Origin of the sequence: Actinosynnema sp. NPDC053489, assembly GCF_044544865.1 — a bacterium.
Taxonomy (GTDB): Bacteria; Actinomycetota; Actinomycetes; order Mycobacteriales; family Pseudonocardiaceae; genus Actinosynnema.
Map to the genome: position 1 here is coordinate 97,008 of NZ_JBITXT010000014.1, position 22,411 is coordinate 119,418.

At 74.2% G+C, this 22,411-nt stretch carries 21 protein-coding genes; 9 read left to right on the top strand and 12 right to left on the bottom strand.

All coding sequences use genetic code 11. From position 1 onward, the window contains the following. Positions 1-44: 44 nt before the first annotated feature. Entirely contained in the window at positions 45-779 is a 735-nt protein-coding gene (locus ACIGNX_RS27930; protein ID WP_396543743.1) for a hypothetical protein, read from the top strand. Between the two features lie 74 nt (positions 780-853). After that, entirely contained in the window at positions 854-1,702 is an 849-nt protein-coding gene (locus ACIGNX_RS27935) for an alpha/beta fold hydrolase (protein WP_396543745.1), read from the top strand. A 46-nt stretch (positions 1,703-1,748) separates the two neighbouring features. Here the strand turns inward: ACIGNX_RS27935 and ACIGNX_RS27940 are convergent, their stop codons facing one another. From ACIGNX_RS27940 to ACIGNX_RS27965, 6 genes are all read right to left on the bottom strand, one after another. Continuing rightward, on the bottom strand, positions 1,749-2,189 hold the full coding sequence (locus ACIGNX_RS27940; protein ID WP_396543747.1) for a PRC-barrel domain containing protein: 441 nt from the start codon (positions 2,187-2,189) through the stop codon (positions 1,749-1,751). Positions 2,190-2,291: 102 nt separating this feature from the next. Next, positions 2,292-2,726, bottom strand: coding sequence for a VOC family protein (locus ACIGNX_RS27945; protein WP_396543749.1), 435 nt, complete (start codon positions 2,724-2,726; stop codon positions 2,292-2,294). 44 nt (positions 2,727-2,770) lie between these two features. Next, positions 2,771-3,406, bottom strand: a complete 636-nt coding sequence (locus ACIGNX_RS27950) for an NUDIX domain-containing protein (RefSeq protein ID WP_396543751.1) — start codon at positions 3,404-3,406, stop codon at positions 2,771-2,773. Positions 3,407-3,424: 18 nt separating this feature from the next. Continuing rightward, positions 3,425-4,606, bottom strand: coding sequence for an adenylosuccinate synthetase (locus ACIGNX_RS27955; protein ID WP_396543753.1), 1,182 nt, complete (start codon positions 4,604-4,606; stop codon positions 3,425-3,427). Next, positions 4,606-5,586: a hypothetical protein gene (locus ACIGNX_RS27960; RefSeq protein WP_396543754.1), complete on the bottom strand. Its 981-nt coding sequence runs from the start codon at positions 5,584-5,586 to the stop codon at positions 4,606-4,608. The genes ACIGNX_RS27955 and ACIGNX_RS27960 overlap by 1 nt, the downstream gene beginning before the upstream one ends. Before the next feature lie 2 nt (positions 5,587-5,588). Then, on the bottom strand, positions 5,589-6,596 hold the full coding sequence (locus ACIGNX_RS27965; protein ID WP_396543756.1) for an adenylate cyclase: 1,008 nt from the start codon (positions 6,594-6,596) through the stop codon (positions 5,589-5,591). A 164-nt stretch (positions 6,597-6,760) separates the two neighbouring features. On the opposite strand from ACIGNX_RS27965, the gene ACIGNX_RS27970 reads away from it, so the two are divergent. Next, positions 6,761-7,447, top strand: coding sequence for a GNAT family N-acetyltransferase (locus tag ACIGNX_RS27970; RefSeq protein WP_396543757.1), 687 nt, complete (start codon positions 6,761-6,763; stop codon positions 7,445-7,447). Positions 7,448-7,465: 18 nt separating this feature from the next. Here ACIGNX_RS27970 and ACIGNX_RS27975 read toward each other — a convergent pair whose 3' ends face one another. Then, positions 7,466-9,790 carry an ATP-binding protein gene (locus ACIGNX_RS27975; protein WP_396543759.1) on the bottom strand — a complete coding sequence of 775 codons (2,325 nt, stop codon included), beginning with the start codon at positions 9,788-9,790 and terminating at the stop codon, positions 7,466-7,468. A 338-nt stretch (positions 9,791-10,128) separates the two neighbouring features. Here ACIGNX_RS27975 and ACIGNX_RS27980 point away from each other — a divergent pair, with 338 nt between their 5' ends. Continuing rightward, positions 10,129-11,907 carry an alpha-glucosidase gene (locus tag ACIGNX_RS27980; RefSeq protein WP_396543761.1) on the top strand — a complete coding sequence of 593 codons (1,779 nt, stop codon included), beginning with the start codon at positions 10,129-10,131 and terminating at the stop codon, positions 11,905-11,907. Between the two features lie 14 nt (positions 11,908-11,921). Continuing rightward, entirely contained in the window at positions 11,922-13,658 is a 1,737-nt protein-coding gene (argS, locus tag ACIGNX_RS27985) for an arginine--tRNA ligase (protein WP_396543890.1), read from the top strand. 4 nt (positions 13,659-13,662) lie between these two features. Here argS and ACIGNX_RS27990 read toward each other — a convergent pair whose 3' ends face one another. Together ACIGNX_RS27990 and ACIGNX_RS27995 are read right to left on the bottom strand one after the other, a co-directional pair. Then, positions 13,663-14,523 carry an LLM class F420-dependent oxidoreductase gene (locus tag ACIGNX_RS27990; RefSeq protein WP_396543762.1) on the bottom strand — a complete coding sequence of 287 codons (861 nt, stop codon included), beginning with the start codon at positions 14,521-14,523 and terminating at the stop codon, positions 13,663-13,665. Positions 14,524-14,608: 85 nt separating this feature from the next. Continuing rightward, the gene (locus ACIGNX_RS27995) at positions 14,609-15,646 is read right to left on the bottom strand and encodes a medium chain dehydrogenase/reductase family protein (RefSeq protein WP_396543764.1); all 1,038 of its coding nucleotides are present in this window, start codon (positions 15,644-15,646) and stop codon (positions 14,609-14,611) included. Positions 15,647-15,837: 191 nt separating this feature from the next. Here ACIGNX_RS27995 and ACIGNX_RS28000 point away from each other — a divergent pair, with 191 nt between their 5' ends. Further along, positions 15,838-16,329, top strand: coding sequence for a DUF4383 domain-containing protein (locus ACIGNX_RS28000; protein WP_396543766.1), 492 nt, complete (start codon positions 15,838-15,840; stop codon positions 16,327-16,329). A 73-nt stretch (positions 16,330-16,402) separates the two neighbouring features. Next, positions 16,403-16,651 carry a hypothetical protein gene (locus ACIGNX_RS28005; RefSeq protein WP_396543767.1) on the top strand — a complete coding sequence of 83 codons (249 nt, stop codon included), beginning with the start codon at positions 16,403-16,405 and terminating at the stop codon, positions 16,649-16,651. Here the strand turns inward: ACIGNX_RS28005 and ACIGNX_RS28010 are convergent. Both ACIGNX_RS28010 and ACIGNX_RS28015 read right to left on the bottom strand, forming a co-directional pair. Beyond that, positions 16,648-17,565, bottom strand: a complete 918-nt coding sequence (locus ACIGNX_RS28010; protein WP_396543769.1) for an NAD-dependent epimerase/dehydratase family protein — start codon at positions 17,563-17,565, stop codon at positions 16,648-16,650. The genes ACIGNX_RS28005 and ACIGNX_RS28010 overlap by 4 nt on opposite strands. A gap of 33 nt (positions 17,566-17,598) precedes the next feature. Next, the gene (locus tag ACIGNX_RS28015; protein ID WP_396543771.1) at positions 17,599-18,771 is read right to left on the bottom strand and encodes a metallophosphoesterase; all 1,173 of its coding nucleotides are present in this window, start codon (positions 18,769-18,771) and stop codon (positions 17,599-17,601) included. A gap of 105 nt (positions 18,772-18,876) precedes the next feature. On the opposite strand from ACIGNX_RS28015, the gene ACIGNX_RS28020 reads away from it, so the two are divergent. Both ACIGNX_RS28020 and ACIGNX_RS28025 read left to right on the top strand, forming a co-directional pair. Beyond that, positions 18,877-19,071, top strand: a complete 195-nt coding sequence (locus ACIGNX_RS28020) for a hypothetical protein (RefSeq protein WP_396543773.1) — start codon at positions 18,877-18,879, stop codon at positions 19,069-19,071. A 125-nt stretch (positions 19,072-19,196) separates the two neighbouring features. Next, the gene (locus ACIGNX_RS28025) at positions 19,197-21,317 is read left to right on the top strand and encodes a putative bifunctional diguanylate cyclase/phosphodiesterase (protein WP_396543774.1); all 2,121 of its coding nucleotides are present in this window, start codon (positions 19,197-19,199) and stop codon (positions 21,315-21,317) included. Between the two features lie 161 nt (positions 21,318-21,478). Here the strand turns inward: ACIGNX_RS28025 and ACIGNX_RS28030 are convergent, their stop codons facing one another. Continuing rightward, positions 21,479-22,132 carry a transcriptional regulator gene (locus tag ACIGNX_RS28030; protein ID WP_396543775.1) on the bottom strand — a complete coding sequence of 218 codons (654 nt, stop codon included), beginning with the start codon at positions 22,130-22,132 and terminating at the stop codon, positions 21,479-21,481. Positions 22,133-22,411: the final 279 nt, after the last annotated feature.

Below are 22,411 nucleotides of genomic sequence, written 5' to 3' on the forward strand. Positions count from 1 at the left end.
TCCCGAAACGGTGACGTTACGCTGCTGTCGGGAGGTGGTGCGGGGTGTCCGTGCCGTTTCGGGTGCACGCCTCGGTGCGGTCGGAGTTCGAGCGCCGGTGGGCCCGGGCGCGGGTCCCGGTGCTGTTCGGCTTCCTGGCCCCGCCCGCGGTCAGCCCGGTCGTCGCGCTGGTCGCACCCCGGTCCGGCGCGGTCGTGGCCGGCTGGGCGCTGCTGGTGGTCGGCGGCGCGGTGCCGGTGGCGTTCCTCCTGCGGCGCGGCTACGTGCACCGCACGGGCTGGTGGCTCGGCCTCGTCGCCTGCACGACCGCGGCGCACGGGATCGGGGTCGTCCTGCTGACCGGCCACCTGCTGCTCGCCCTGCCGACGGTCCTCGTCGCGGCCGTCGGGGGAGTGCTGCTGGCGCGGGCGAAGGCCGTGCTGCTGGACGTGACCGGCGGCGCGATCGCGGGCACCACGCTCGGCGTGAGCAGCGCGTCCCGGCAGGTGCGCAACGCCACCGGGCACCCCGTGCCCGCCCACGCCGACTTCGACGGCGCGGTGCTGCGCTGGCACGTCGTGACCGGGCGGTCCGCACCGGACGTCTCGGGTGGCGAGCTGCCGCTGCGCGACATCACCGACGTCCGGGTGGCCGACACCCGGGCCGAGCCGGGCGGGGAGGTGGTCGTCGTCCGCGACGCCGCCGGCCACGACGTCGAGCTGGTCGTCGGCCGCCCGCGCGACTTCGCCGCCCTCCTGGACCGGCGGCTGCGCCTGCTGCGCGATCCGGGCTGGTCGTAGCGTCCGGTCGCCGTGACGTCCGCGCTCGCCACTCGTTGGTCGACCGGACGTCCGACGACGGAAGGGGCAGCGGCATGGCGACCGAACGGGTGCGGTTGGAGGACGGCACGGAGCTGAACGTGGCACGCAGCGGCCCGCCCGACGCCGAGTTGACCGTGGTGCTCGCCCACGGCTACGCGCTCGACCACCGCAGCTGGCACCGCGTCGTCGCGGCGCTGCCCGGATCGGTGCAGGTGATCGCCTACGACCACCGCGGCCACGGCACGTCGTCCCCGGCCGACCGCGAGACCGCCACCATCGAGCGGCTCGGGGACGACCTGGGCGAGCTGATCGAGCGGCTGGCGCCCGAGGGGCGGGTGGTCGTCGCGGGCCACTCGATGGGCGGCATGGCCGCGATGGCGATGGCCGAGCGCCGTCCCCGCCTGTACCGGCAGCGGGTGGCGGGCGTGGTGTTCGTCTCGACCGCCGCCACGGACCTCGCGGAGACGTCGCTGGCCTGGCCCAAGGCCCTGGGCAAGCTGGTCCGCGAGCTGGAGCGGGCCTTCGGGCCGCTGGTGCGCGCGGTGCGGGAGAGGATCGAGCCCGCGAAGACGGCGGGCCTGCGGTGGTGGCTGTTCGGCGACGAACCGCGGCAGGAGGACGTCGACCTCACCGCGGAGATGGTGTGGGCGCACTGGCCGGAGACCGTCGCGCTGTTCCGGCCGGCGGTCGACCGGTACGACCGGGAGGCCGCGCTGACCGTGGCGGGGGAGCGGCCGGTGATCGCGGTGGTGGGCGACGAGGACCGGCTGGTGCCGGAGTCGAACGCCAAGGACCTGGCCGCGGCGGTCGGCGGCGAGGCGGTCGTGGTGGAGGACGCGGGCCACATGCTGCCGCTGGAGGCCCCCGAGGAGGTCGCGGCGCGGATCATGGAGCTGGCCTGACGGTTCGCGGGGCCCGGCACCCCCGTGGGGGTGCCGGGCCCGCGCGTCACGCGGGCCGGGTGCGGTAGCTCTCGGTGTAGTACTCGCCGAGCCGCCGCCGGTAGTCCTCGGCGTCGAACGCGTCCGGGTCGTACTCGGGCGCCTGCCGGACCTGGTCGAGGGTCCGGTCGACGTGGACGGTCTTCGCGTCGTGGTCGACCCGGGCCACGGCCCCGACCGGCAGCACGACCTTGTGGCGCGACAACCACGTCCCCGCGTCGACCACCAGGCAGTCGGCGGGCACCCGGGCGTTGACCTGGTCGACCCGGCCGATCGTCCCGTCGAGCGCCTCGACCTCGTACCCGAGCAGGCCGATGTCCGGGCGCTCGTGCCGGTCGTCGGACCGGATCGCCTCGTCCACCTCGGGCGATCCGGTGTCACGCCGGACGAGCAGCTCGCCGACGTTGCGCCACACCCACGGCGCGAAGGGGATGGGGAGCGGTTGCATCTCGGCCTCCTCGGTCGGATCGACGACCGGGGGAGTACCCGCGTCGATCGACTCACAGACGCACTTGATCCACTCAATAACTTCAGTGTTGACCAAAAACAGTCAGTCGAGGCAGAACTCGTTGCCCTCGACGTCCTGCATGACGAGGCACGACTCCTCGTAGCCGTCGGCCTCGAGCAGCCGCACCCGAGTCGCGCCCAGGGCGAGCAGCCGCGCGCACTCGGCTTCCAGGGCGGCCAGGCGCTCCGCGCCCACGAGCCCCGTGCCGACCCGCACGTCGAGGTGCACCCGGTTCTTGACGACCTTGCCCTCCGGGACGCGCTGGAAGAACAGCCGCGGGCCCGCGCCCGTGGGGTCGACGCACGCGAACGCCCCACCGCGCCGCTCGGGCGGCAACGAGGCGGTGTACTCGTCCCAGGTGGCGAAGCCCCTCGGCGCCGGCGGCAGGACGTACCCCAGCACCTCGCACCAGAACCGGGCGACCCGCTCGGGTTCCGCGCAGTCGAACGTGACCTGGACCTTCCTGACCGACGCCATCCGCCCACCCTAACGGCCGCGATCACCCGGACGGCGGACGACGGTCACGCGGTCCAGCGCCACACCGACGGCGGTCGCCCGCCCTTCGGCAGCGCGGCGGCGTGGTCGGCGGTGCGCTCCAGGCCCGGCACGCGCTCCATGGTGCGGCCGAGGTTGGCGGGGTAGGGGCGGTCGCCGGTCAGGGACTCGGTGACGTCGAGCGCCTGGGCGGTGGTGAACTCGCGGCCCAGCAACCCCGCCGTGAACGCGGTGTCCCGCCACAGGTGGCCGGCCAGGATCGGGCGGCAGTCGCGGACGATCCGGTCGTGGTCGAACGCCAGCGGCGGCACGTCGGTCAGCGGGACCCACGTCGGGCCGTCGCCGTCGAGCCCGGTCGGGTCGACGGTGGCCCACAGGGCGATCGACAGCGTGGGGCCGCGCGGGTCGCGCGACGGTTCGTCGAACGTGGTCAGCTGGCCGGAGGCCGAGATCGCGGCCTCCGGCACGCCGAGCTTGCCGGTCACCGCGCGCCGCGCGGCGTCGCGCAGCCGCTCGCCCTTGCCGAGGAGCACGCCGGGCAGGGCGAGTTCGCCCGCGAACGGGTCGAGCGCGCGGGGCGCGATGCCGAGCAGCACGGCGCGCGCGGTCGGGTCGAAGCGCAGGGCCAGCACGTCCACCGACACCAAGGTCGACTCGATCATGGCGGGATTGTCCCGCACTCAGGCGCGGGCCAGTGCGCGCAAGGCGTAGTCGGCCCGGTCCGGACCCGCGCCGGTGATCAGCACCGGCACGCCGAGGTGGGCCTCCAGCCAGGGGACGGGGTCGGTCAGGTCGGTCAACGGGGTGCCGTGGCCGGTGGCCACCTTGAGGTCCCGTGCGTCCAGGTGCGTCACGGCCAGCCCGTCCACGCCGCCGCACGCGTCCACCGCGTACCGCAGCAGCACGGCGTCGAGGTGCCCGGCGCGCCAGGCGCCCTGGTACTCGCCGGTGCCGTTGTGGCGCTCGGGGAACCGCGCCAGGACGCCCGCGTCCTCGGTGGGCAGCGGCCCCGCGCCGTGCCGGGTCTGGTAGGTGCGGGTCACGCCGACGACCGCGGCCGGGCGGTCGCCGAGCAGGGCGCGGGCGTTGTCGGGGGTGACGGTGGACCAGGTGGTGTGGGGGTGGAAGCCGTGCGTCTGGTCGAGCAGCACGCCCTGGGCGCCCTCGAACACCAGCCGGCCCCGGTCGGCGAGCCGCCCCACCTCGTCGCCGGTGGTGATGCGGACGGCGTCGGCGAAGTCGCGGTAGAGGGACACGAGGTCGTCGATCGGCGGTCCCGCGCCGATGAGCGGTTCGTAGAAGCGGGCGAGGGCGTCCAGCTTGCGGCGCAGCACGGCGGGGTGCGCGCAGTCGCCGACGGTGGGCGCCGGGCCGGGGGTGCCGATGACCTCCTGGTGCTCCACGACCTGGCCGGGCCGCGCGCCGGCGAGCAGGCCGTACCAGGTGGTCTCGCCGATGCCCTTGCCGCACGAGCCGTGCCGGGCGGCGCCGCGGGCGTCCTCGCGGGCCCGGTTGGCGGCGACGTGGACCGGGGTGGTGAGCAGGGCGTCGGCGTCGATCGACAGCAGGCGCAGCGGGTCGGTGACGCCGAGGTCCTCCAGTTCCCGGACCTCGGCGGCCAGCGCGATCGGCTCGACCAGGGTGAAGCGGGAGAGGTGGGTCGGCACGTCCGCGAGCGTGCCGGACCCGAACTGGCTGAAGGTGTGGTGGCGGTCGCCGACGACGACGTTGTGCGCGGCCTGCGCGCCGCCGTTGAACCGGACCACGGACGTGACGGGGCCGCGGTGGCACAGCGCGTCGACCACGGCCCCCTTCCCCTCGTCGCCGAACCCGAGGCCGACGACGATCACGTGGCCGTCCATCAGGTCAGGGTGACGTCGTCGGGACCGTCCAGCAGCGGCGGGGCGGTCGTGGTGGCGACGGCCGTGCCGCCGACGTGCACCAGCGCCTTGCCGACGGCCCGGCTCTCGGCGACCGAGCCGACCTCGGCGAGGTCGACCATCGCCTGGTCGAGGTCGACCACGCGTTCCTCGAGGCCGACGGTGGCGGCGATCAGCTCGCAGACCGCGCCGGGGTCGTCCAGCTTGAGGAAGCGCTGGCCGAGCAGCCCGCGCCAGTGGTCGGCGATCTCGGGGTCGTGGTAGTACGACGACTGGTTGGGCAGCACGAAGTAGACGTGCCACCGGCGGCTCAGCTCCCGGTAGACCGAGGCGGGGTCGATGTCCTGCCGCACGTCGTCGCCGATGACGCGGCGGATGTGCCTGGCTTCCAGGCGGGGCTTGTTCAGCTCGTCGCCGATGAGGAACAGGTAGCCCTTGCGGCCGCGCTTCTGCCAGGCGTCGGTGACGACGTGGCGGGCGACGAAGTAGGCGGCCAGCTCGTAGGACTCGCTCTTCTGCCCGCCGCCGTTGCCCTCCAGGAAGATGGTGCGCAGCTGCTCGTCCATGCGGTTGTCCGACTCGAACTGGCCGACCTGCAGCGGCACGCGGTCGCTGTCGGCGTCGCCGATGCCGCCGAACATCAGTTGCGGGTCGGTGAGGTAGCCCTTGCGCTGGAGCAGGCCGTGGAGCTTGCCGAGCTTGCGCTGCATGATCTGCGGCACGCGGCCCATCGAGCCGGTGACGTCGAACAGCACGGCGATCGGGGTCGAGTCGGCGTGGTCGGGCGAGTCGCGGCACTCGCGGGCCGCGACGCCCTTCGGGTCCAGCGCCGGGTCGGCCTTCCACTCCTTCGCCGGCCGCGACCGCAGGGCGGCGGTGTAGCCGAAGTCGTCGATGCCCTTGGCGGCGCGGAAGGTCTTGGCCGCGGCGTAGGCGTTGTCGTCCCACTTGCCGTGTCCCATGGTCAGGCTCCTGTCTGGGGGAGGGCGAAGGGTCGGTAGGTCCGTTCGCCGTAGAGGTCTTCGAGGAGGTCGTCGTACTCGGTGAGCAGGTCGACGGCGTCCGGTCGCCGGTCCGGGTCGTCCTGCGCGCAGCCGCGGGCGAACCCGCGCTGCGCCGTCTCGTCGTCGGCGAGGAGGTCCAGCATCAGCGCGTGCGCCATGTGGACGTCGGTGGCCGCGGTGACGGGTCCGCCGGCGCGGACCTCGGGTGGGTAGGAGATCGTCCGGTCGGTGGCGAGGGGGCGTTCGCCGGTGGTCACGGCGAAGCTCCAGCCGACCAGCACGATGCCGTGCTGCGCGGGGTGCACCAGCACGTTGTCGGGGGTGATCGCGCCGTGCACGAGGCCGGTGCGGTGGGCTCCGGCGACGGCGCGCAGGAGCCTGCGGTGCATCCAGGCGTAGTCGCGGCCGTCGAGCCCGCGGGGGAACGCCCGGCGCACGTCGGCGAGGGTGACGAACCCGTCGACCAGCGGCTCCAGGACGGTGAAGGCGCGTGAGCCGCGGGCCACCTCGCCGGGGGCGTCGACCAGGCGCGGGTAGTAGGGGCGCAGCCAGGGGTGCCGGTCGGTGAAGCGGGCGAGGCGGCGCAGGGCGTCCTGCTCGGCGTGGAGCAGGGGGTTGAGGGCGGGGTTGCGCACGACCTTGACCACGTGCGCGCCGTCGGTGAGGTAGAGGTTGGCGACGCTGCCGACGGCGTGGCGGTCGGTGAGCCGGTAGGTGGCGCGGTCCGTGCGCAGCTCGACGCGGGCGCCGTGCTGCCAGTCGTGGTGCAGCCGGGTCAGCTGGGCCGAGGCGGCGTGCGCCCTGGTGTCGTCGGGTCCGACGCGGTCGGGGTGCAGCACGGCGGCGAGGCCGCGGTAGAGCCGCTGGGCCTCCTTGCGGCGGTCCGGGTCGGGGTCGAACGGGCCGAACAGGTCGGCGGCCGAGCCTGCCCGTTCGACTCGGTCGAGCGCTTCGTCCCTGGTGAACATAGTTTGAGTCTATGCGACTCAAACTGGTGGTCAAGTGGAATACGGCTGTGTCGCCGGTCACAGCGGAGGTTCCACCTGCCGGGACGGCGACCGCGCGGTGGACACGTCGTCCCGGGGGCCCGCATCATTCGGTGGATCACGAACGACTGGGGGAGCCGCCGCGCATGTCTTCGCCCTTGGACAACCCGGCCCTGGCCTCGCTCACCGGACCGCACGCCCGCTTCGCCGAACGGCACGGGCAGGTGCTGCGCTACCACCCGGACGTGTCGACGTTCGTCGCGCTGCCCGACCGGCCCGACGCCGACGTGTGGTCCGACGTCGCGGCGCTGGCGGGGCCGGGCGGGATCGTGCCGATCACCACCCCGCACGCGCCACCCGCCGACTGGGAGGTCGTCGACCGCCTCGACGCCGTGCAGCTGGTGCAGGACGGCGTGCGGGGGGTCGAGGACGTCGAGGCCGTCCGCCTCGGCGCGGCGGACGTGCCGGAGATGCTGGACCTCGTGGAGCGCACCCGGCCCGGGCCGTTCCGCCCCCGGACCGTCGAGATGGGCACCTACCTCGGCATCCGCCGCGGGGGCGCGCTCGTCGCGATGGCCGGTGAACGCCTCCACCCGCCCGGCTGGACGGAGATCAGCGCCGTGTGCACCGACCCCGCGCACCGGGGGCGGGGTTTGGGCACCCGGCTGGTGCTGGCCGTGACGGCGGGCATCCACGCCCGCGGCGACCGGGCGCTCATGCACGCCGCCGCGGCCAACACCGGCGCGATCCGGCTGTACGAGTCGCTGGGCTTCCGGCTGCGCAAGCGGTTCGTCATCGCGGTGCTGCGCGTGCCCGCCACCGTTCCGGCCTGATCCCGGGCCGGTCTGACCTCAGGCGTCGGGCAGGCCCGCCACGAAGCGGGCGACGATCCCGGCCGCGATGTCGCGCGCCTTGACGTTGCGGCGCTGCGACAGCGCGGTGATCTGCCGGAACGCGGCGTCGGCGTCGCAGCGGCGCACCGCCATCAGGATGCCGACGGCCTGGCTGGTGGTGCTGCGGCTGGCCAGCGCCTCGCGCAGGGTGCCGACCTCGCGCTCGCCCTCCGCCAGCAGCGCCTCGCGGAAGCTCGACAGCTCCAGGTGCACCCTGGCGCGGGCGATCAGCTCCGCCGGGTGGAACGGCTTGACCACGTAGTCGTCCGCGCCGCCGCGCAACGCCTCGACCGCGGCCTCCGCGCCCGCCCGCGCGGTCAGCAGCACCACCGGCACGCGCGCCAGCAGCGGGTCGGACCGCAGGTCGCGCAGCAGCGCCAGCCCGTCGCGGCCGGGCAGCATCACGTCGCTGAGCACCAGGTCCGGTCGGGCCGCGCGGGCCCGCGCCAACGCCGACCCGGCGTCGCCGACGCCGTCGACCTCCCAGTGCTGCGCGGTCAGCAGCCGGACCAGGTAGTCGCGCATGTCGGCGTTGTCCTCGACCAGCAGGACGCGCCGCCGCCCCGTGCCGGCGACCGGGCGGGCCGCCGGGGGCACCCACTGCCTCACCTCGCCGAGGAAGCCGGCACCCAGGTCGTCCAACGACCTGCGCCGCGCCGGCGCCGCCGCACCCGCCTTCGGCACGGTGACGGTGAACGTGCTGCCCCGCCCGGGCGCGCTGCGCACCGACACCGTGCCGCCGAGCGCGGCCACCAGGTCCGCCACCAGCGACAGGCCGATGCCCACCCCGTCGCTGCTGCGGCCGCTGACGCCGGTGACCTGGTGGAACCGCTGGAACACGCGGTCCTGCTCGGCCTCCGGGATGCCCACGCCCGTGTCGGAGACGGTCAGCACGCAGTCGTCGTCCGTCGTCCGCACGGTGACGGCCACCGTGCCCTCGGTGGTGAACTTGACCGCGTTGGACAGCAGGTTGAGCACGATCCGCGCCCACATCTCCTGGTCCAGCCACACCGTCGTGCCCGACACGTCGACCACCAGCTCCAGGCCCAGCTCCTCGGCGGTGGCGCGGAACATCGCGGCGCAGTCCGCGGTCAGCGCGGCCACGTCCGTCGGCTCCGGCCGCACGTGCAGGTGGTCGGCCTCGGCGCGCGCCACGTCCAGCAGCGCGTCGACCAGGCGGCGCAGCCGCAGCGCCGCCCGGTGCGCCGCCGACACCGCCTCCCGCTGGTCCTCGGGCAGCGCGTCGGCGTGCTCCTCCAGCAACGTGTGCAGCGGCGCCAGCAGCAACGTCAGCGGGGTGCGGAACTCGTGGCTGACGTTCTGGAAGAACCGCGTCTTGGCCGCGTCCAGCTCGGCCAGCGCCGTGGCGCGGGCGCGTTCGGCCTCGTAGGCCACCGTGTCGTCCACCGCCGTCGCCACGCCCGCCGTGACCAGGTCGACGAACGACGCGTAGGGCTGGTCGAAGGTGCGGAACGGGCTCAGGCCCACCACCAGCGCGCCGTGCGTGCCGCGGGCGCCGGCCGTCAGCGGCAGCACCAGCGTCCCGTCGCGGCGGATCATCTCGGCCCGCCCCGTCGCCGCGACCCGGCGCACCACCTCCGCCTGCGCGTCCGCGCCGGTGCCGGTGGACGCCACGAGCACCGGCTCGCCGTCACCCGTGCGCAGGTACGCGGCCACCCGGGGCAGGTCGGCCGAGCTGCCGGCCAGCACCTTCACCGCCGCGCGGCAGGCGTCCGCGGCCGTGTCCGCCTCGGCGATCGACAGCGTGCCCAGTTGGCGCAGCGTCTCCAGCCTGCGCTCGCCCAGCACCCGCGCGGTCACGTCGGTGGTCGCGACGAAGATCCCGGCCACCGCGCCGTCCTCGGCGAGCACCGGGCTGAAGGAGAACGTCCAGTAGGTCTCCTCGTGGTAGCCGTGCCGGTGCGGGAACAGCAGCTGGTTCTCCGCGTAGGTCGGCACGCCCTCCTCCCGCGCCCGCCGGGCCGGCGGCTCCAGCTCGTCCCACACCTCGGCCCAGCACTCCGCGCCCGGCTGCCCGACCGCGCGCGGGTACTTCCCGCCCAGCACGGGCGTGTAGGCGTGGTTGAAGATCTGCACCAGCCGCGGCCCCCACCACAGCAGCATCGGCACCCGCGAGGGCATCACGGTCCGGATCGCCGCCCGCAGCTCCACCGGCCACGACGCCACGGGCCCGAGCGGGGTGGCCGCCCAGTCGTGCGCCCGGTGGGCGGCGCTGGTCGCGTCGTCACCGGGGAAGAGCCGCTGCGCCGACCACCCGACCACGTCCGCACCCCTCCCCGTGCCCCGGGCGGGAGGCGTCCACGCACCGGACGGACCCCCGCACCCGCCGACGACCGGAGCGGCTGGTGCGTCACACCGGCTGGTCGGAGCGTAACCGAGGGCGCGGCGACCGGCAGGCCGTCGGGCGGCGCGGCCGTCGAGCGGTACGGTCCTCAGTGGACCGATCACCCGCAGCCGCGTGGCGTCCGGGTGATCCGGGTACCCGGGCGGGTGCTGACGGGGCACTCGACCGTCGACAACGCGTGATCAACGGAGTGCGGCGTCGCCCGGTCGATGGTGAACTGGGATGACGGTTCCCGACCCCCGGACGAGGATGGAACATGGCTCTGGACCCGACCCCGGCGACCCCGTGGTGGACCTCCGCGGTGGTGTACCAGGTGTACCCGCGCAGCTTCGCCGACTCCGACGGCGACGGCGTCGGCGACCTCGCCGGCATCACGGCGCGGCTGGACCACCTGGAGCGGCTGGGCGTCGACGTGGTCTGGCTGTCGCCGGTGTACGCCTCCCCGCAGGCCGACAACGGCTACGACATCTCCGACTACCAGGCGATCGACCCGGTGTTCGGCACGCTGGAGGACTTCGACCGGCTGCTGGCCGAGGTGCACGCGCGGGGCATGAAGCTGGTGATGGACCTGGTGGTCAACCACACCTCCGACGAGCACCCGTGGTTCGTGCGGTCGCGGTCGTCCAAGGACGACCCGAAGCGCGACTGGTACTGGTGGCGGCCGCCGCGGGAGGGGTTCGAGGCCGGTCAGCCCGGCGCGGAGCCCACCAACTGGGGCTCGTTCTTCTCCGGTCCGGCGTGGACGTTGGACGAGGCGACCGGCGAGTACTACCTGCACCTGTTCGACCGCAAGCAGCCCGACCTGAACTGGGAGAACCCGCAGGTCCGCCACGCCGTGTACAAGATGATGCGGTGGTGGCTGGACCGGGGCGTGGACGGGTTCCGGATGGACGTCATCAACCTGATCTCCAAGGACCCGGCCCTGCCCGACGGCGCCACCACCGGGGCGGGCGGCCTCGGCGACGGGTTCCCGCACTTCGGCACCCGCGCCGGCGTCCACGACTTCCTGGGCGAGATGAACCGTGAGGTCTTCGGGGACCGGCCCGGCGAGTACCTGACCGTGGGGGAGATGCCGGGCGTCACGTGGGAGCAGGCCCGGCTGTTCACCGACCCGGCGCGGCGGGAGCTGGACATGGTGTTCCAGTTCGAGCACGTCTCGCTCGACCACGGCCCCGGCGGCAAGTTCGACCCGAAGCCGCTGGACCTGCGCGACCTGAAGGCGTCGCTGGGCCGCTGGCAGACGGCGTTGGGCGAGGTCGGCTGGAACAGCCTGTACTGGAACAACCACGACCAGCCCCGCGTGGTGTCCCGCTTCGGCGACGACGGCGAGCACTGGCGGGAGTCGGCCACCGCGCTGGCCACCGTGCTGCACCTGCACCGCGGCACCCCGTACGTCTACCAGGGCGAAGAGCTGGGCATGACCAACGCGCCGTTCGCCGGCGTGCACGAGCTGCGCGACGTCGAGTCGCTCAACCACTACCGCCAGTCCGTCGCCGCCGGCGCGAACCCGGAGGAGGTGATGCGCGGCCTGCGCGCCATGGGCCGCGACAACGCCCGCACGCCCGTGCAGTGGGACGCGGGCACCCACGCCGGGTTCACCACCGGCGAGCCGTGGCTGGCCGTCAACCCCAACCACACCTGGCTCAACGCCGAAGCGCAGTACGACGACCCCCGCTCGGTGTTCCACCACTACCGGCGGCTGATCGAGCTGCGCCACGAGCTGCCGGTGGTGGCCCTGGGCGACTTCCGCATGCTGCTGGCCGACCACCCGCACGTGTACGCCTACGAACGCACCCTGGACGACACGCGGCTGCTCGTCGTGGCCAACCTCGGCGGCACCGACCAGCGCGTCGAGCTGGACCCCGGGTGGTCCGGCGCCGACCTCGTGCTGGCCAACACCGACCGGCCGCCGTCGATCTCGTCCGGCCGCGTCGACCTGCGGCCGTGGGAGGCGCTGGTGTTCCGGCGCCGGGCGAATTCGCTTCGCGCCGGCGGCGGTCGTCCCGGAGAATCGCCCGATCAACCGAGGACGTGACGGAGGGTGATCGGGTGCTGGGCGGGGACGTCGGGCTGGAGCTCGGCTCGCGGGTGGCCGGGGCGCTGAAGGCGGCGCTGGACGTGGAGATCACCCCGGTCGAGGCGGTGATCCGACCCTCCGCCCCCGGCCGGGGGTCGGACTACCAGTGCAACGCCGCCATGAGCCTGGCCAAGCGGCTCGGCCGACCGCCGCGCGAGGTCGCCGCCGCGATCGTCGCGCACCTCGACGCCGCCGACCTCGTGGAGCCGCCCGAGGTGGCCGGGCCGGGCTTCGTCAACTTCACCCTGCGCCGCGAGTGGTTGCAGGAGCAGGCGTCGCGGCTGCTCGCCGACGAACGGCTCGGCGTCCCGGTCGCGCCGCCGCGGCGGTACGCCATCGACTACGGCAGCCCCAACGTGGCCAAGGAGATGCACGTCGGCCACCTGCGGTCCTCGATCATCGGCGACGCCGTGGTGCGGCTGCTGGAGTTCGCGGGCCACGAGGTGGTCCGGCACAACCACCTGGGCGACTGGGGCACCCCCTTCGGCATGCTCATCGAGCACCTGCTCGACGAGGGCGGCGCGTCCGGCGGGCACTCGATCGGCGACCTCGACGGCTTCTACCGGCGGGCCCGCGCGAAGTTCGACGCCGACCCCGCGTTCGCCGACCGGGCCCGCGCGCGGGTCGTGGCGCTGCAGGGCGGCGACGAGGCGACGCTGGCGCTGTGGCGCGAGCTGGTGGCGGAGTCCGAACGGCACTTCGCCGCCGTCTACGAGCTGCTGGGCGTGAAGCTGACCGCCGACGACTACTACGGCGAGAGCTTCTACAACCCGTTCCTGGCCGACGTCGTCGCCGAGCTGGAGGCCAAGGGGCTGACCGAGGTCAGCGACGGCGCGGTGTGCGTGTTCCCGCCCGGCTTCACCAACCGCGAGGGCGAACCGCTGCCGCTGATCGTGCGCAAGCGCGACGGCGGGTACGGCTACGCGAGCACCGACCTGGCCACGGCCCGCTACTGGGCCCGCGAACGCGGCGCCACCGACCTGCTCTACGTCGTCGGCTCGCCGCAGGCGCAGCACTTCCGGATGGTCTTCGCCGTCGCCCGCGCCGCCGGGTGGCTCGACGCGGACCACCGCGCCGAGCACGTCGGGTTCGGCTCGGTCCTCGGCGAGGACGGGAAGGTCCTGCGCACCCGCGCGGGCGGCTCGGTGAAGCTGGTCGACCTGCTGCGCGAAGCCGTCGACCGGGCCGCCGCGGTGGTGGCCGAGCGGTCCGCGCTCACCCCGGCGCGGCAGCGCGAGGTGGCCCGCGCGGTCGGCGTCGGCGCGGTCAAGTACGCCGACCTGTCCGGCGACCGGGAGAAGGACTACGTCTTCGCCTGGGACCGGATGCTGGCCATGGAGGGCAACACCTCGGTCTACCTCCAGTACGCCAACGCCCGCGTGCTGTCGGTCGTGGCCCGCGCCGGCGGGGAGGCACCGCGCGGCACGCCGGTCGTGCTGACCGAGCCCGCCGAACGCGCCCTCACCGTGAAGCTGCTGCACCTGCCCGCGGTGCTGGCGACGGCGACGCGGGAGTTCGCGCCGCACAAGCTGTGCGGCCACCTGTACGAGACGGCGGTGGCGTTCTCCTCGTTCTACGAGAACTGCCCGGTGCTGAACGCTCCCGACGACCGCACCCGCCGCTCCCGCCTCGCGCTGGCCCAGCTCACCTCCCGCACGCTGGTGCTGGGCCTGTCGCTGCTCGGGATCGAGGCGCCCGACCGGTTGTGACGCGTCAGGCCAGGCGGGCGGCGGCCGGTGCGACGACCCGCTCGACCCACGCCGCCACGTCGCCGTCCGGCGCGCGCAGCACCACGGTGTCGATGCCCAGGTCGGCGTACCCGGCCAGGGCGCCGGCGAGCCCGTCGCCGTCGTCGGGGGCGTCCCCGAGGTGCACCACGGTCTTGCGGATCGCGTCGTAGTCGCGGCCGAGGTCGTCGCAGTGGCGGCGCAGCACGTCGAGCTTGTGCGGCACCTCGGCGGGGGAGGGCAGCAGCAGGTTGCACGCGTCGCCGTAGCGGGCGACCAGCCGCAGGGTCTTCCGCTCGCCGTTGCCGCCGATCATGATCTCCGGGTGCGGCGCGCTCAGCGGCGCGGGCACGTTCAGCGTCTCGGCGAGGCGGTAGTGCCCACCCTCGAACGGCCCGTCGTCGTCGCGGTCCCACATCCGCAGGCAGATCCGCAGCGCCTCCTCCAGCCGCTCGAAGCGCTCGGCGACCGGCGGGAACGGCACCCCGAGGCCGCGGTGCTCGCGCTCGTACCAGGCGGCCCCGATGCCCAGCGTCGCCCGACCGCCCGACAGCACGTCCAGCGTGGTGACGATCTTCGCCAGCAGGCCCGGGTGGCGGTAGGTGACACCGGTGACGAGCGCGCCCAGCCGGATCGTGGACGTGTGCGCCGCGAGGAACCCCAGCGTCGTGTAGCACTCCAGCATCGCGTCCCCGGCGCCGCCGTTCTGCTCCATCTGGAAGTAGTGGTCCATCACCGACATCCACCCGACCCCGGCGGCCTCGGCCGCCGCGCAGGTGGCGGCCAGCCCGGGCCCGAGCCGCGCCGCACCCTGGTTGAACCGGTTGATGTGCAGACCCAGTCGCACGTCGTGCTCCGTTCGCCACCCGCTCCGCCGACGACCGCGACGCTAACGGCTGGAGCGCGCTCCAGGTCAACCCCCGACCACCGGATCAGGGCACCAGCACGACCTTGCCGGTGACCGTGCCGGACTCGGCCAGCGCGACGGCCTCGGCGACCCGCTCCAGCGGCACGCGGGCGGCGACCTTCGCCCGCAGCGAGCCGTCGGCGAGCAGCGCGAAGACCTCGCCGAGGTCGTGGGCCAGGCGGGCGCGGAAGCGGGCGGCGTTCCGCTTGCCCGCCCAGACGTTGAAGAACGAGGCGGAGCGGCCGTTGGGCAGCGCGTTCCACCACAGCAGGCGGGCGAACAGCATCAGCACGGGCAGGCGCGCCGAGCCCTGCCGGTCGCGGGTGGCGGCGGTGCCGTAGGCGACGAGCGTGCCGCCGGGGGCGAGCAGGCGGAAGGAGTCGACGATGCCGGGGCCGCCGACGTGGTCGAAGACGGCGTCCACGCCGGCCGGGGCGAGCGCGCGCACCCGGGCGGGCAGGTCGGCGGCGCGGTAGTCCACCGGGGTGGCGCCCAGCTCGCGCACGGCGTCGTGGTGGCGCGGCGAGGCGGTGCCGATCACCCGTGCGCCGGCCAGCCGGGCCAGCTGCACCAGGGTCGACCCGACCCCGCCGTTGGCGCCGTGCACGAGCACCACCTGCCCGGCCCGCACCCCGGCCACGCCGTGCAGCATCCGCCAGGCGGTCAGGCCGTTGACCACCACGGTCTCCGCCTCGGCCGGGTCGACGCCGGCGGGCACCGGCACCAGGTCCGCCGCGTCCAGCAGCGCGTGGCTGGTCCACCCGCCGACCTTGGTCAGCGCCGCGCACCGCCGGCCGACCAGCGCCCGGTCCACCCCGGGCCCGACCTCGGCGACCGTGCCGACCAGGTCGTAGCCGGGCACGAACGGGAACGGCGGCTGGTCGTAGTACTTCCCGCGGCGCATCTGCTGCTCGGCGAAGGACACCCCGGTGGCCTCGACCCGGACCAGCGCCTGGCCGGGTCCCGGCACCGGTCGGTCGCGCCGACGGGGCCGCAGGCCGTCGGGTCCCACCACGCCCGGCAGCACGATCTCCAGGATCTGCTCGGTGGACTGCTCGGCCATCGCTTCCTCCCAAGTGTGTGAGTGGTCAGTCACTCACTAATCAGTGAACGCTGCCGGTTCGCGCGCTGTCAAGCGAAGAGGTGGAGAGAGTGATTGGTTACTCACATCGGTCGGTCATGGCCGGGCGGATCTTGGTTTCGGTGGTGACCCGCCGGGTACGCCAAGCGGAACCGTCGATTCGGAGGACTGCCATGACGACCTCGACCGACCGCGTCGGCACGCGCCGCCGCCCCGTCCAGGCCCTCTCACTGCTCGTCGGGGTGGTGTTCCTGCTGGTCGGGGTGCTGGGGTTCGTGCCGGGCCTCACCAGGGACCTCGGGGACATCGGCTTCGCCGGGCCGCACTCCGGCGCGATGCTGTTCGGCGTGTTCCAGGTGTCGGTGCTGCACAACGTCCTGCACCTGCTGTTCGGCGTGGCGGGCGTCCTCGCGGCGGCCACCCGCGGCGCGGCGCGGGCGTTCCTGGTGGCCGGCGGCTTCGCGTACCTGCTGCTGTGGATCTACGGGTCGGTCGTGCACTCGATCGGGCACGGGGACGGCCCGGCGAACTTTGCGCCGCTCAACCCGGCCGACAACCTGCTGCACCTCGGGCTCGGAGCCGGCATGATCATCCTGGCCGTGCTCGCCACGGTGTTCGAACGCGCCAAGGGCCGGTACCCCGGCCCCGAGCAGCACGGCGCCTGACCGACCGGCTGGGGGCCTCCCGGGAGCCGTCGCGTAAGTTCACCCGGCGAGGTGCTTGACTGGGAGGGCGTAGATGGCGAGTTCCGGAGGACGGCGGCAATTCGGGCGGGTGGACCCGTTCTGCCTGTTCATGGTCCTGCCGCTGGTGCTGATCGCGGGGATCCTGGTCTGGGGCGGCCTGGGCTGGGTCGGCGTCGTCGTCATCGTGATCGCCGGCCTCGTGGTGCTCGTGGACTCGTGGACCAACCGACCCCTGCCGTTCGACGTGCCCGAGGGCGACTACGAGTACGAGGCACCCGAACGCGGTCGCCGCGCTCGCTAGCGCCGGTCGGCCGGGAAGGTCTCGGCGATGGCGTCGGCCACCGAGCCGGTACCGGACGGCGGCAGGAACAGGTCGCGCAGCAGCAACCCGCCCGCGTGCGCCGGGTCGATCCCGGACTGCCTGCCCCGCACGCCGTTCACCAGACCGGTCAACCGCAGCGCCGCCTCCGCCACGACCCCGGGCAGGCGGCGCACCGGGCGCGGGTGACCGGCCGCGGCCGCGATGCGGCCGATCATCTCCGGCCACGTCAGGTTCTCCGCCGCCACCGGGACGTCCTCGCCCGAGGCCCGCTCCAGCGCGCCGACCACCTCGTCGGCCACGTGGGCGGCCGACGTGACCGCGCTGCCGCCGGGCGGCGCGACGAGCGGCGACCGGGACCTGACCCACCGGTCGAACGCGCCCGCCCAGTTCGGCAGCCGGTCGCCGGCCCGGCCGAACACGAACGGCAGCTCCAGCACGGCCACCGGCAGGTCGGGCCCGGCCGCCTCCCGGCCCTCCCGCGCCTGCTCGACCCGGCTGCGGATGTAGGGGTGCCGCTCGGCCAGCCGCCACCCGGGGTGCTCGCGGTGGAAGTACGTGTAGTACGAGCCGAGCACCGCCGCGCGGGTCAGGCCCTCCTCGCGCGCGGCCGTCAGCAGCCGCACGACCGGCGTGACGTTGCCGCGCTGGAACACCGGGTAGGCGGGCTTGCGCGGCACCTCCCGGTCGTCCGCCCCGGCGGCGAACACCACGCCGTCGTGCCCCGCGAGCAACGCCCGGAACTCGACCCCGGTCGCCTCGGTGGCGTCCACGGCGCGGTCCACGCCGTCCCGCGCGGTCCGCGCCACGGCCGTCACCGCGTGCCCCCGCGCCCGCAGCCGCCCGACGACGTGCTGCCCGATCAACCCGCTCGCACCGACCACGAGAACCTTCACGCCCGCAGATCATGCCGGGTCACCGGCGCGCGGTCACGCGGCGCGCAGGGTGAGCAGGGAGATCTCGCTCGGCGCGAACACCCGCAGCGGCGGGCCCCAGAACCCCGCGCCCCGGCTGGTGTAGAGGCGGGTGCGCTCGCCGTGGCGGCTCAACCCCGCCAGCACCGGCTGCTGCAACCGCACGAGCAGGTGGAACGGCCAGATCTGGCCGCCGTGCGTGTGCCCGGACAGCTGGAGGTCCACGCCCGCGGCCACCGCCTTGACGACCTCGCTGGGCTGGTGCGCCAGCAGCACCACCGGGTCCTCGGCGCGGGTGCCCGCGAGCGCCGCCCCGAGGTCCGCCCCGTGCCCGGCCTCGCCCGAGTGCGCGCCGGTCACGTCGTCCACGCCCGCGAACACCAACCGCGCGCCGCCGCGCTCCAGCACCCGGTGCCGGTTGTGCAGGCTGGTCCAGCCCAGCGCGGTCATGTGGTCCAGCCACGCCTGGGCGTTGCTGAGGTACTCGTGGTTGCCCGACACGTAGAACCGGTGCCGCGCCCGCACGTCGCCCAGCGGGGCGGCCTGGCCGCGGCGCTGCTCCACCGTGCCGTCCGCGATGTCGCCGACGTGCACCACCACGTCCGGCTCCAGCGCGTTGACGGCGGCCACCGTGCCCGCGGACCACTTCGTGCGGTCGATCGCCCCGTAGTGGGTGTCGGCCAGCACCGCGATCGTGAGCCCGTCGAACGCCGGGTCGAGGCGGGGGAGCGCGACGTCGGTCCGCCTCACCCGCGGCACGCGGCGCGCTTCGCGCAGGCCGTGCCCGACCAGCGCGAGACCGACCACGAGCAGCACCGCGGCGACCACCCGGGCCCGCACCGGGTTCTCCACCCCCGCGACCGCCAGCACGAGCCGCAGCACGTGCGTGATCACCGCCCACGAGAAGAACACCCACACCACCCCGAGCACCAGGTGCGCGACCCGGGACGCCCGGTCGGAGTGCCGGCGGCCGTGCGCGCGCACCAGCAGGACCGGGAACGCCACCGAGGTGACGACGAAGAACGCCGTGCCGACGACCTGCACCGGCCACGGCCAGTCGGCGCCCGGCGCGAGCAGCCCGGTCCACGGCACCCAGAACAGCAGCGCGGTGATGGTGACCAGCACCGCCGTGAAGAGGACGCGCCGCCGCGCGGACGGGCGGGGCGGCGCGGTCGTCGTGCTCGACATCGGATCTCCTCGGCGGCTTTACGGACCAGCGGGCTCTTATCGACGGTACCCGCGGCGCGGCGGGCGTCCAAGTTTGATCGCCGAGCGCCGGGAAACCCCGGTGGCATGGCTGACGAGGACGAACGCGAGACCCTGCCGACGGACGCCTTCCGCGTGGAGACGCCCGAGGAGGACGAGCGGTTGGCGCGGTCGCAACGCACGATCGACGAGGCGAAGGTCGTGGCGGCCGACCTCGCGGAGGCCACGCCGGACCCGCTGCCCGACAGCGCGCCGCCGGAGAGCTCGACCCCCGGCTCCTGAGGCCGCGCCCCGGTCCACAGTGGACTCACCCGAATGGCGGTTGAGAACGCGAACACCGCTGTGGATGCTTCGATCCTCCGTGGTGGTCGTTCGGTCGACTGCCGTTGACTGGGGGGTAACCGGGCGTGGCGCGTCCAACCCGAACCGTGGTGGACGACCCGCTCTCGTCACCCGGCGAGCCCGCGCTGCGCCGCATCGCGCTGCTGACCGAGACCTACTCGTGGATCACCTGCGTCGCGTTCACGCTCCAGCTGTGCTTCGTCGGCGTCGGGCCGGGCCGCCTGGTGCTCGCCGCGCTCGTGCCGCTCGTGGTCGCGTCCTGGTGGCTGTGGCCGCGCCGCGACGCCTGGCCGGTGGCCCTGGCGGAGTGCGCGGTCGCCCACGGCGCGGTGTTCGTGCTGCCCAACCCGCAGCCCGTCATCGGGTTCCTGTTCGCGGTGACGGTCCGGCGCGCGCTGCGCGGCGGCAACGAGGCGTTCCCGGTGCACGCGGTGCCCGCGCTGCTGGGCTACCTGACCGGGTTCACGGTGTGGGTCACCGTCACCCCTGTCGCGGTGACCGGTCCGCTCGTGACGTCCGTCGTGATGCCCTTGGTGGGCTTGGCCGTCGCCGCGATGGCGCTGCACGAGGCCACCCGGTCGGCGCGGCTCGTGCGGGACGCCCACCGCACCGTCGAGGCCGTCGTGCGGGCCAGCCCCGTCGGGCTCGTGCTGGTCGACGCCGACGGCGTGCCCCGGCTGCACAACGACCGGGCGCGCGAGCTGCTGGCGTGGGACCCGGCGCGCCCGGAGCGGGTGCCGTGCCCGCACGGACCGGACATCACCGGCTGCCCGCGCGGCTGCCGTTCGGCGGAGGAGGCCGTGGAGGTCCCCGTGACGCGGGCGGACGGCTCGACCGGCGTGCTGGCGGTGCACGCCGTGCCGGTCGAGGACGTCTCCGAGCGGCACACCCTGGTCACCGCGGTGGACGTGAGCAAGCGCCGCGAGCTGGAGGACGCGCTGCGCAGCCGCGCCGAGCGCGACGAGCTGACCGGCCTCGCCGGGCGGGCCCACTTCCTGCACCTGGTGGACGAGGCGCTGCTCGCCGGTGAGGCGGTGGGCCTGCTGGTGATCGACCTCGACGGGTTCAAGGAGGTCAACGACGCCGACGGGCACGAGGCCGGCGACTGGTACCTGGTGTCGGCGGCCGAGCGGATCGGCCGGGCGGTCGGGCCGGTGGCCACCGCGGCGCGGTTGGGCGGCGACGAGTTCGCCGTGCTCGCGCCGGGGCACGAGGTGCGCGACTCGGCGCGGCTGGCCACCCGCGTGCTGTCGGAGCTGGCGCGGCCGTTGACCGGGCTGGGGCACGAGACGGCGATCCGGGCCAGCGTCGGCATCGCGGTGTCGTCACCGGGGATCGGCACGGCGGACCTGCTGCGCGACGCGGACACCGCCATGTACGTGGCCAAGCGCGAGGGCGGCGGGCGCATCCGGCTGTTCCGGCCGGAGATGGGCGAGCGGGTGCTGGCCCGGCAGCGCGACAAGGCCGACCTGCGCACCGCCGTGTCCGACGGGCAGTTGGTGCTGCACTACCAGCCGATCGTGGACCTGGCGACGTCGATGCCCGCCGGCGCGGAGGCGCTCGTGCGGTGGCAGCGGCCGGGGCACGGGCTGCTCGGGCCGGGGGAGTTCATCGGGCTGGCGGAGGAGACCGGGCTCATCGTGCCGCTGGGCAACAAGGTGCTGGCCGGGGCCTGCGAGCAGGCGGTGCGGTGGCGTGAGCAGGGCCGGGAGCTGGGCGTGACGGTGAACGTGTCGACGCGGCAGCTCTCCGCGCCCGCGTTCCTGCCGTCGTTGGACCGGGTGCTCAAGACCACGGGCCTGCCGCCGGAGCGGTTGACGATCGAGGTGACCGAGTCCGTGTGGGCGGACGGCGCGGCGATGCGCGGGCTGATGGAGGTGCGGGAGACCGGCGTGCGGGTGGCGTTGGACGACTTCGGCACCGGCTACTCGTCGTTGAGCTACCTGCAGCGGTACCCGTTCGACGTGGTGAAGATCGACAAGTCGTTCACCGGCGCCCTGTCCGACACCGGCCGCACGGCGGGCGTCGTGCGCTGCATCATCGACCTGGCCGACGTGCTGGGCGCGCACACCGTGGCCGAGGGCATCGAGACCCGCGCCCAGGCCGACTGGCTCCGCGACGCCGGCTGCGCCTACGCCCAGGGATACCTGTTCGGCCGCCCCACCCCACCAACCGCCTTCCCCTGACCCCCGCGAGAGTCCTACGTCCAGCACGCGAGAGTCCTACGTTCACGCACCCCGAGTTGAACGCTCAGCGATGCCCGAACGTAGAACTCAGTGGTCCCGAACGTAGGACTCTCGCGGTCCGAACGTAGGACTCTCGCGAGCTGGAGGTAGGACTCTCGGGGTCAGGTGGTGGGGAGGGAGTTCCAGAAGAGGAGTTCGTAGGAGTGCAGGAGGCGGGCGGCGGGCAGGGCCGGTTCCGGTTGCCAGCCCGTGGCCAGGACGGCGTCCAGGGCGCGCAGGCCCAGGGCGTCCAACTCGGGCGCGGGTTCGGCGAAGAAGTCGAAGAACGCGCAGCCGGCGTCGTCGAATCCGTAGTGCTCGCGCAGCGCGGCGGCGATCGTCGCGCAATACCCACCCCATTCCGCGAAGTTCGCCAGAATCGCGAGGAGCGCGTCGTGCGGATTGCCGTCCAACGCCAGCCTGGCCACGTACGACGGATATGCCTGGCACCCCGGCAACGGCCGGTACGCGGCCACGTCGTCCGGCCCCAACCCGCACGCGGCGGCGAAATCGCCCAGTTTGTCCAACGCCAGCCCCTCGCCGCTCGCCACGGTCGCGAAGAACTCGCGCTGCACCGGCAGCGGCGACTGCGCGGCCAACGTGAGGAACGCTCGCCAGTCGCTCCGCACGATGCGGTGCTCCTCGGCCGCCAGCGCCCCCAACGTGCTCAGCGGCACCTCACCGGACGCGACCAACGGCACCAACCGGTTCGACCCGCCCTCACCCCGCAACTCCTCGCGCACCCGTTCCAGCAGGTCTGCGGCGTCCGTCGGCATCGCGCCCCCTCCTCCCGGCGCCGCACGTCACCGACGACGGCGGCCTCACCAATAGGCACTCTATAGAGCCCGCCGACCCGCCGCGGATGGGCATGCGCGATGCTTGTCGCGGATGAAGACTCGGCAACGGGGATTGACTCGGACTCCCCTTTGCCGGTGTCATGGCTCCGCCTTGTCGAACGTCAGCGTCACCTGAGTGGGGAGTGCCGGGATTGCGCGTCGCCGGAGCCACGTCGGTTGAAAACAGCGGAATCCCGATCGGAAAATCCCATCAGGTCT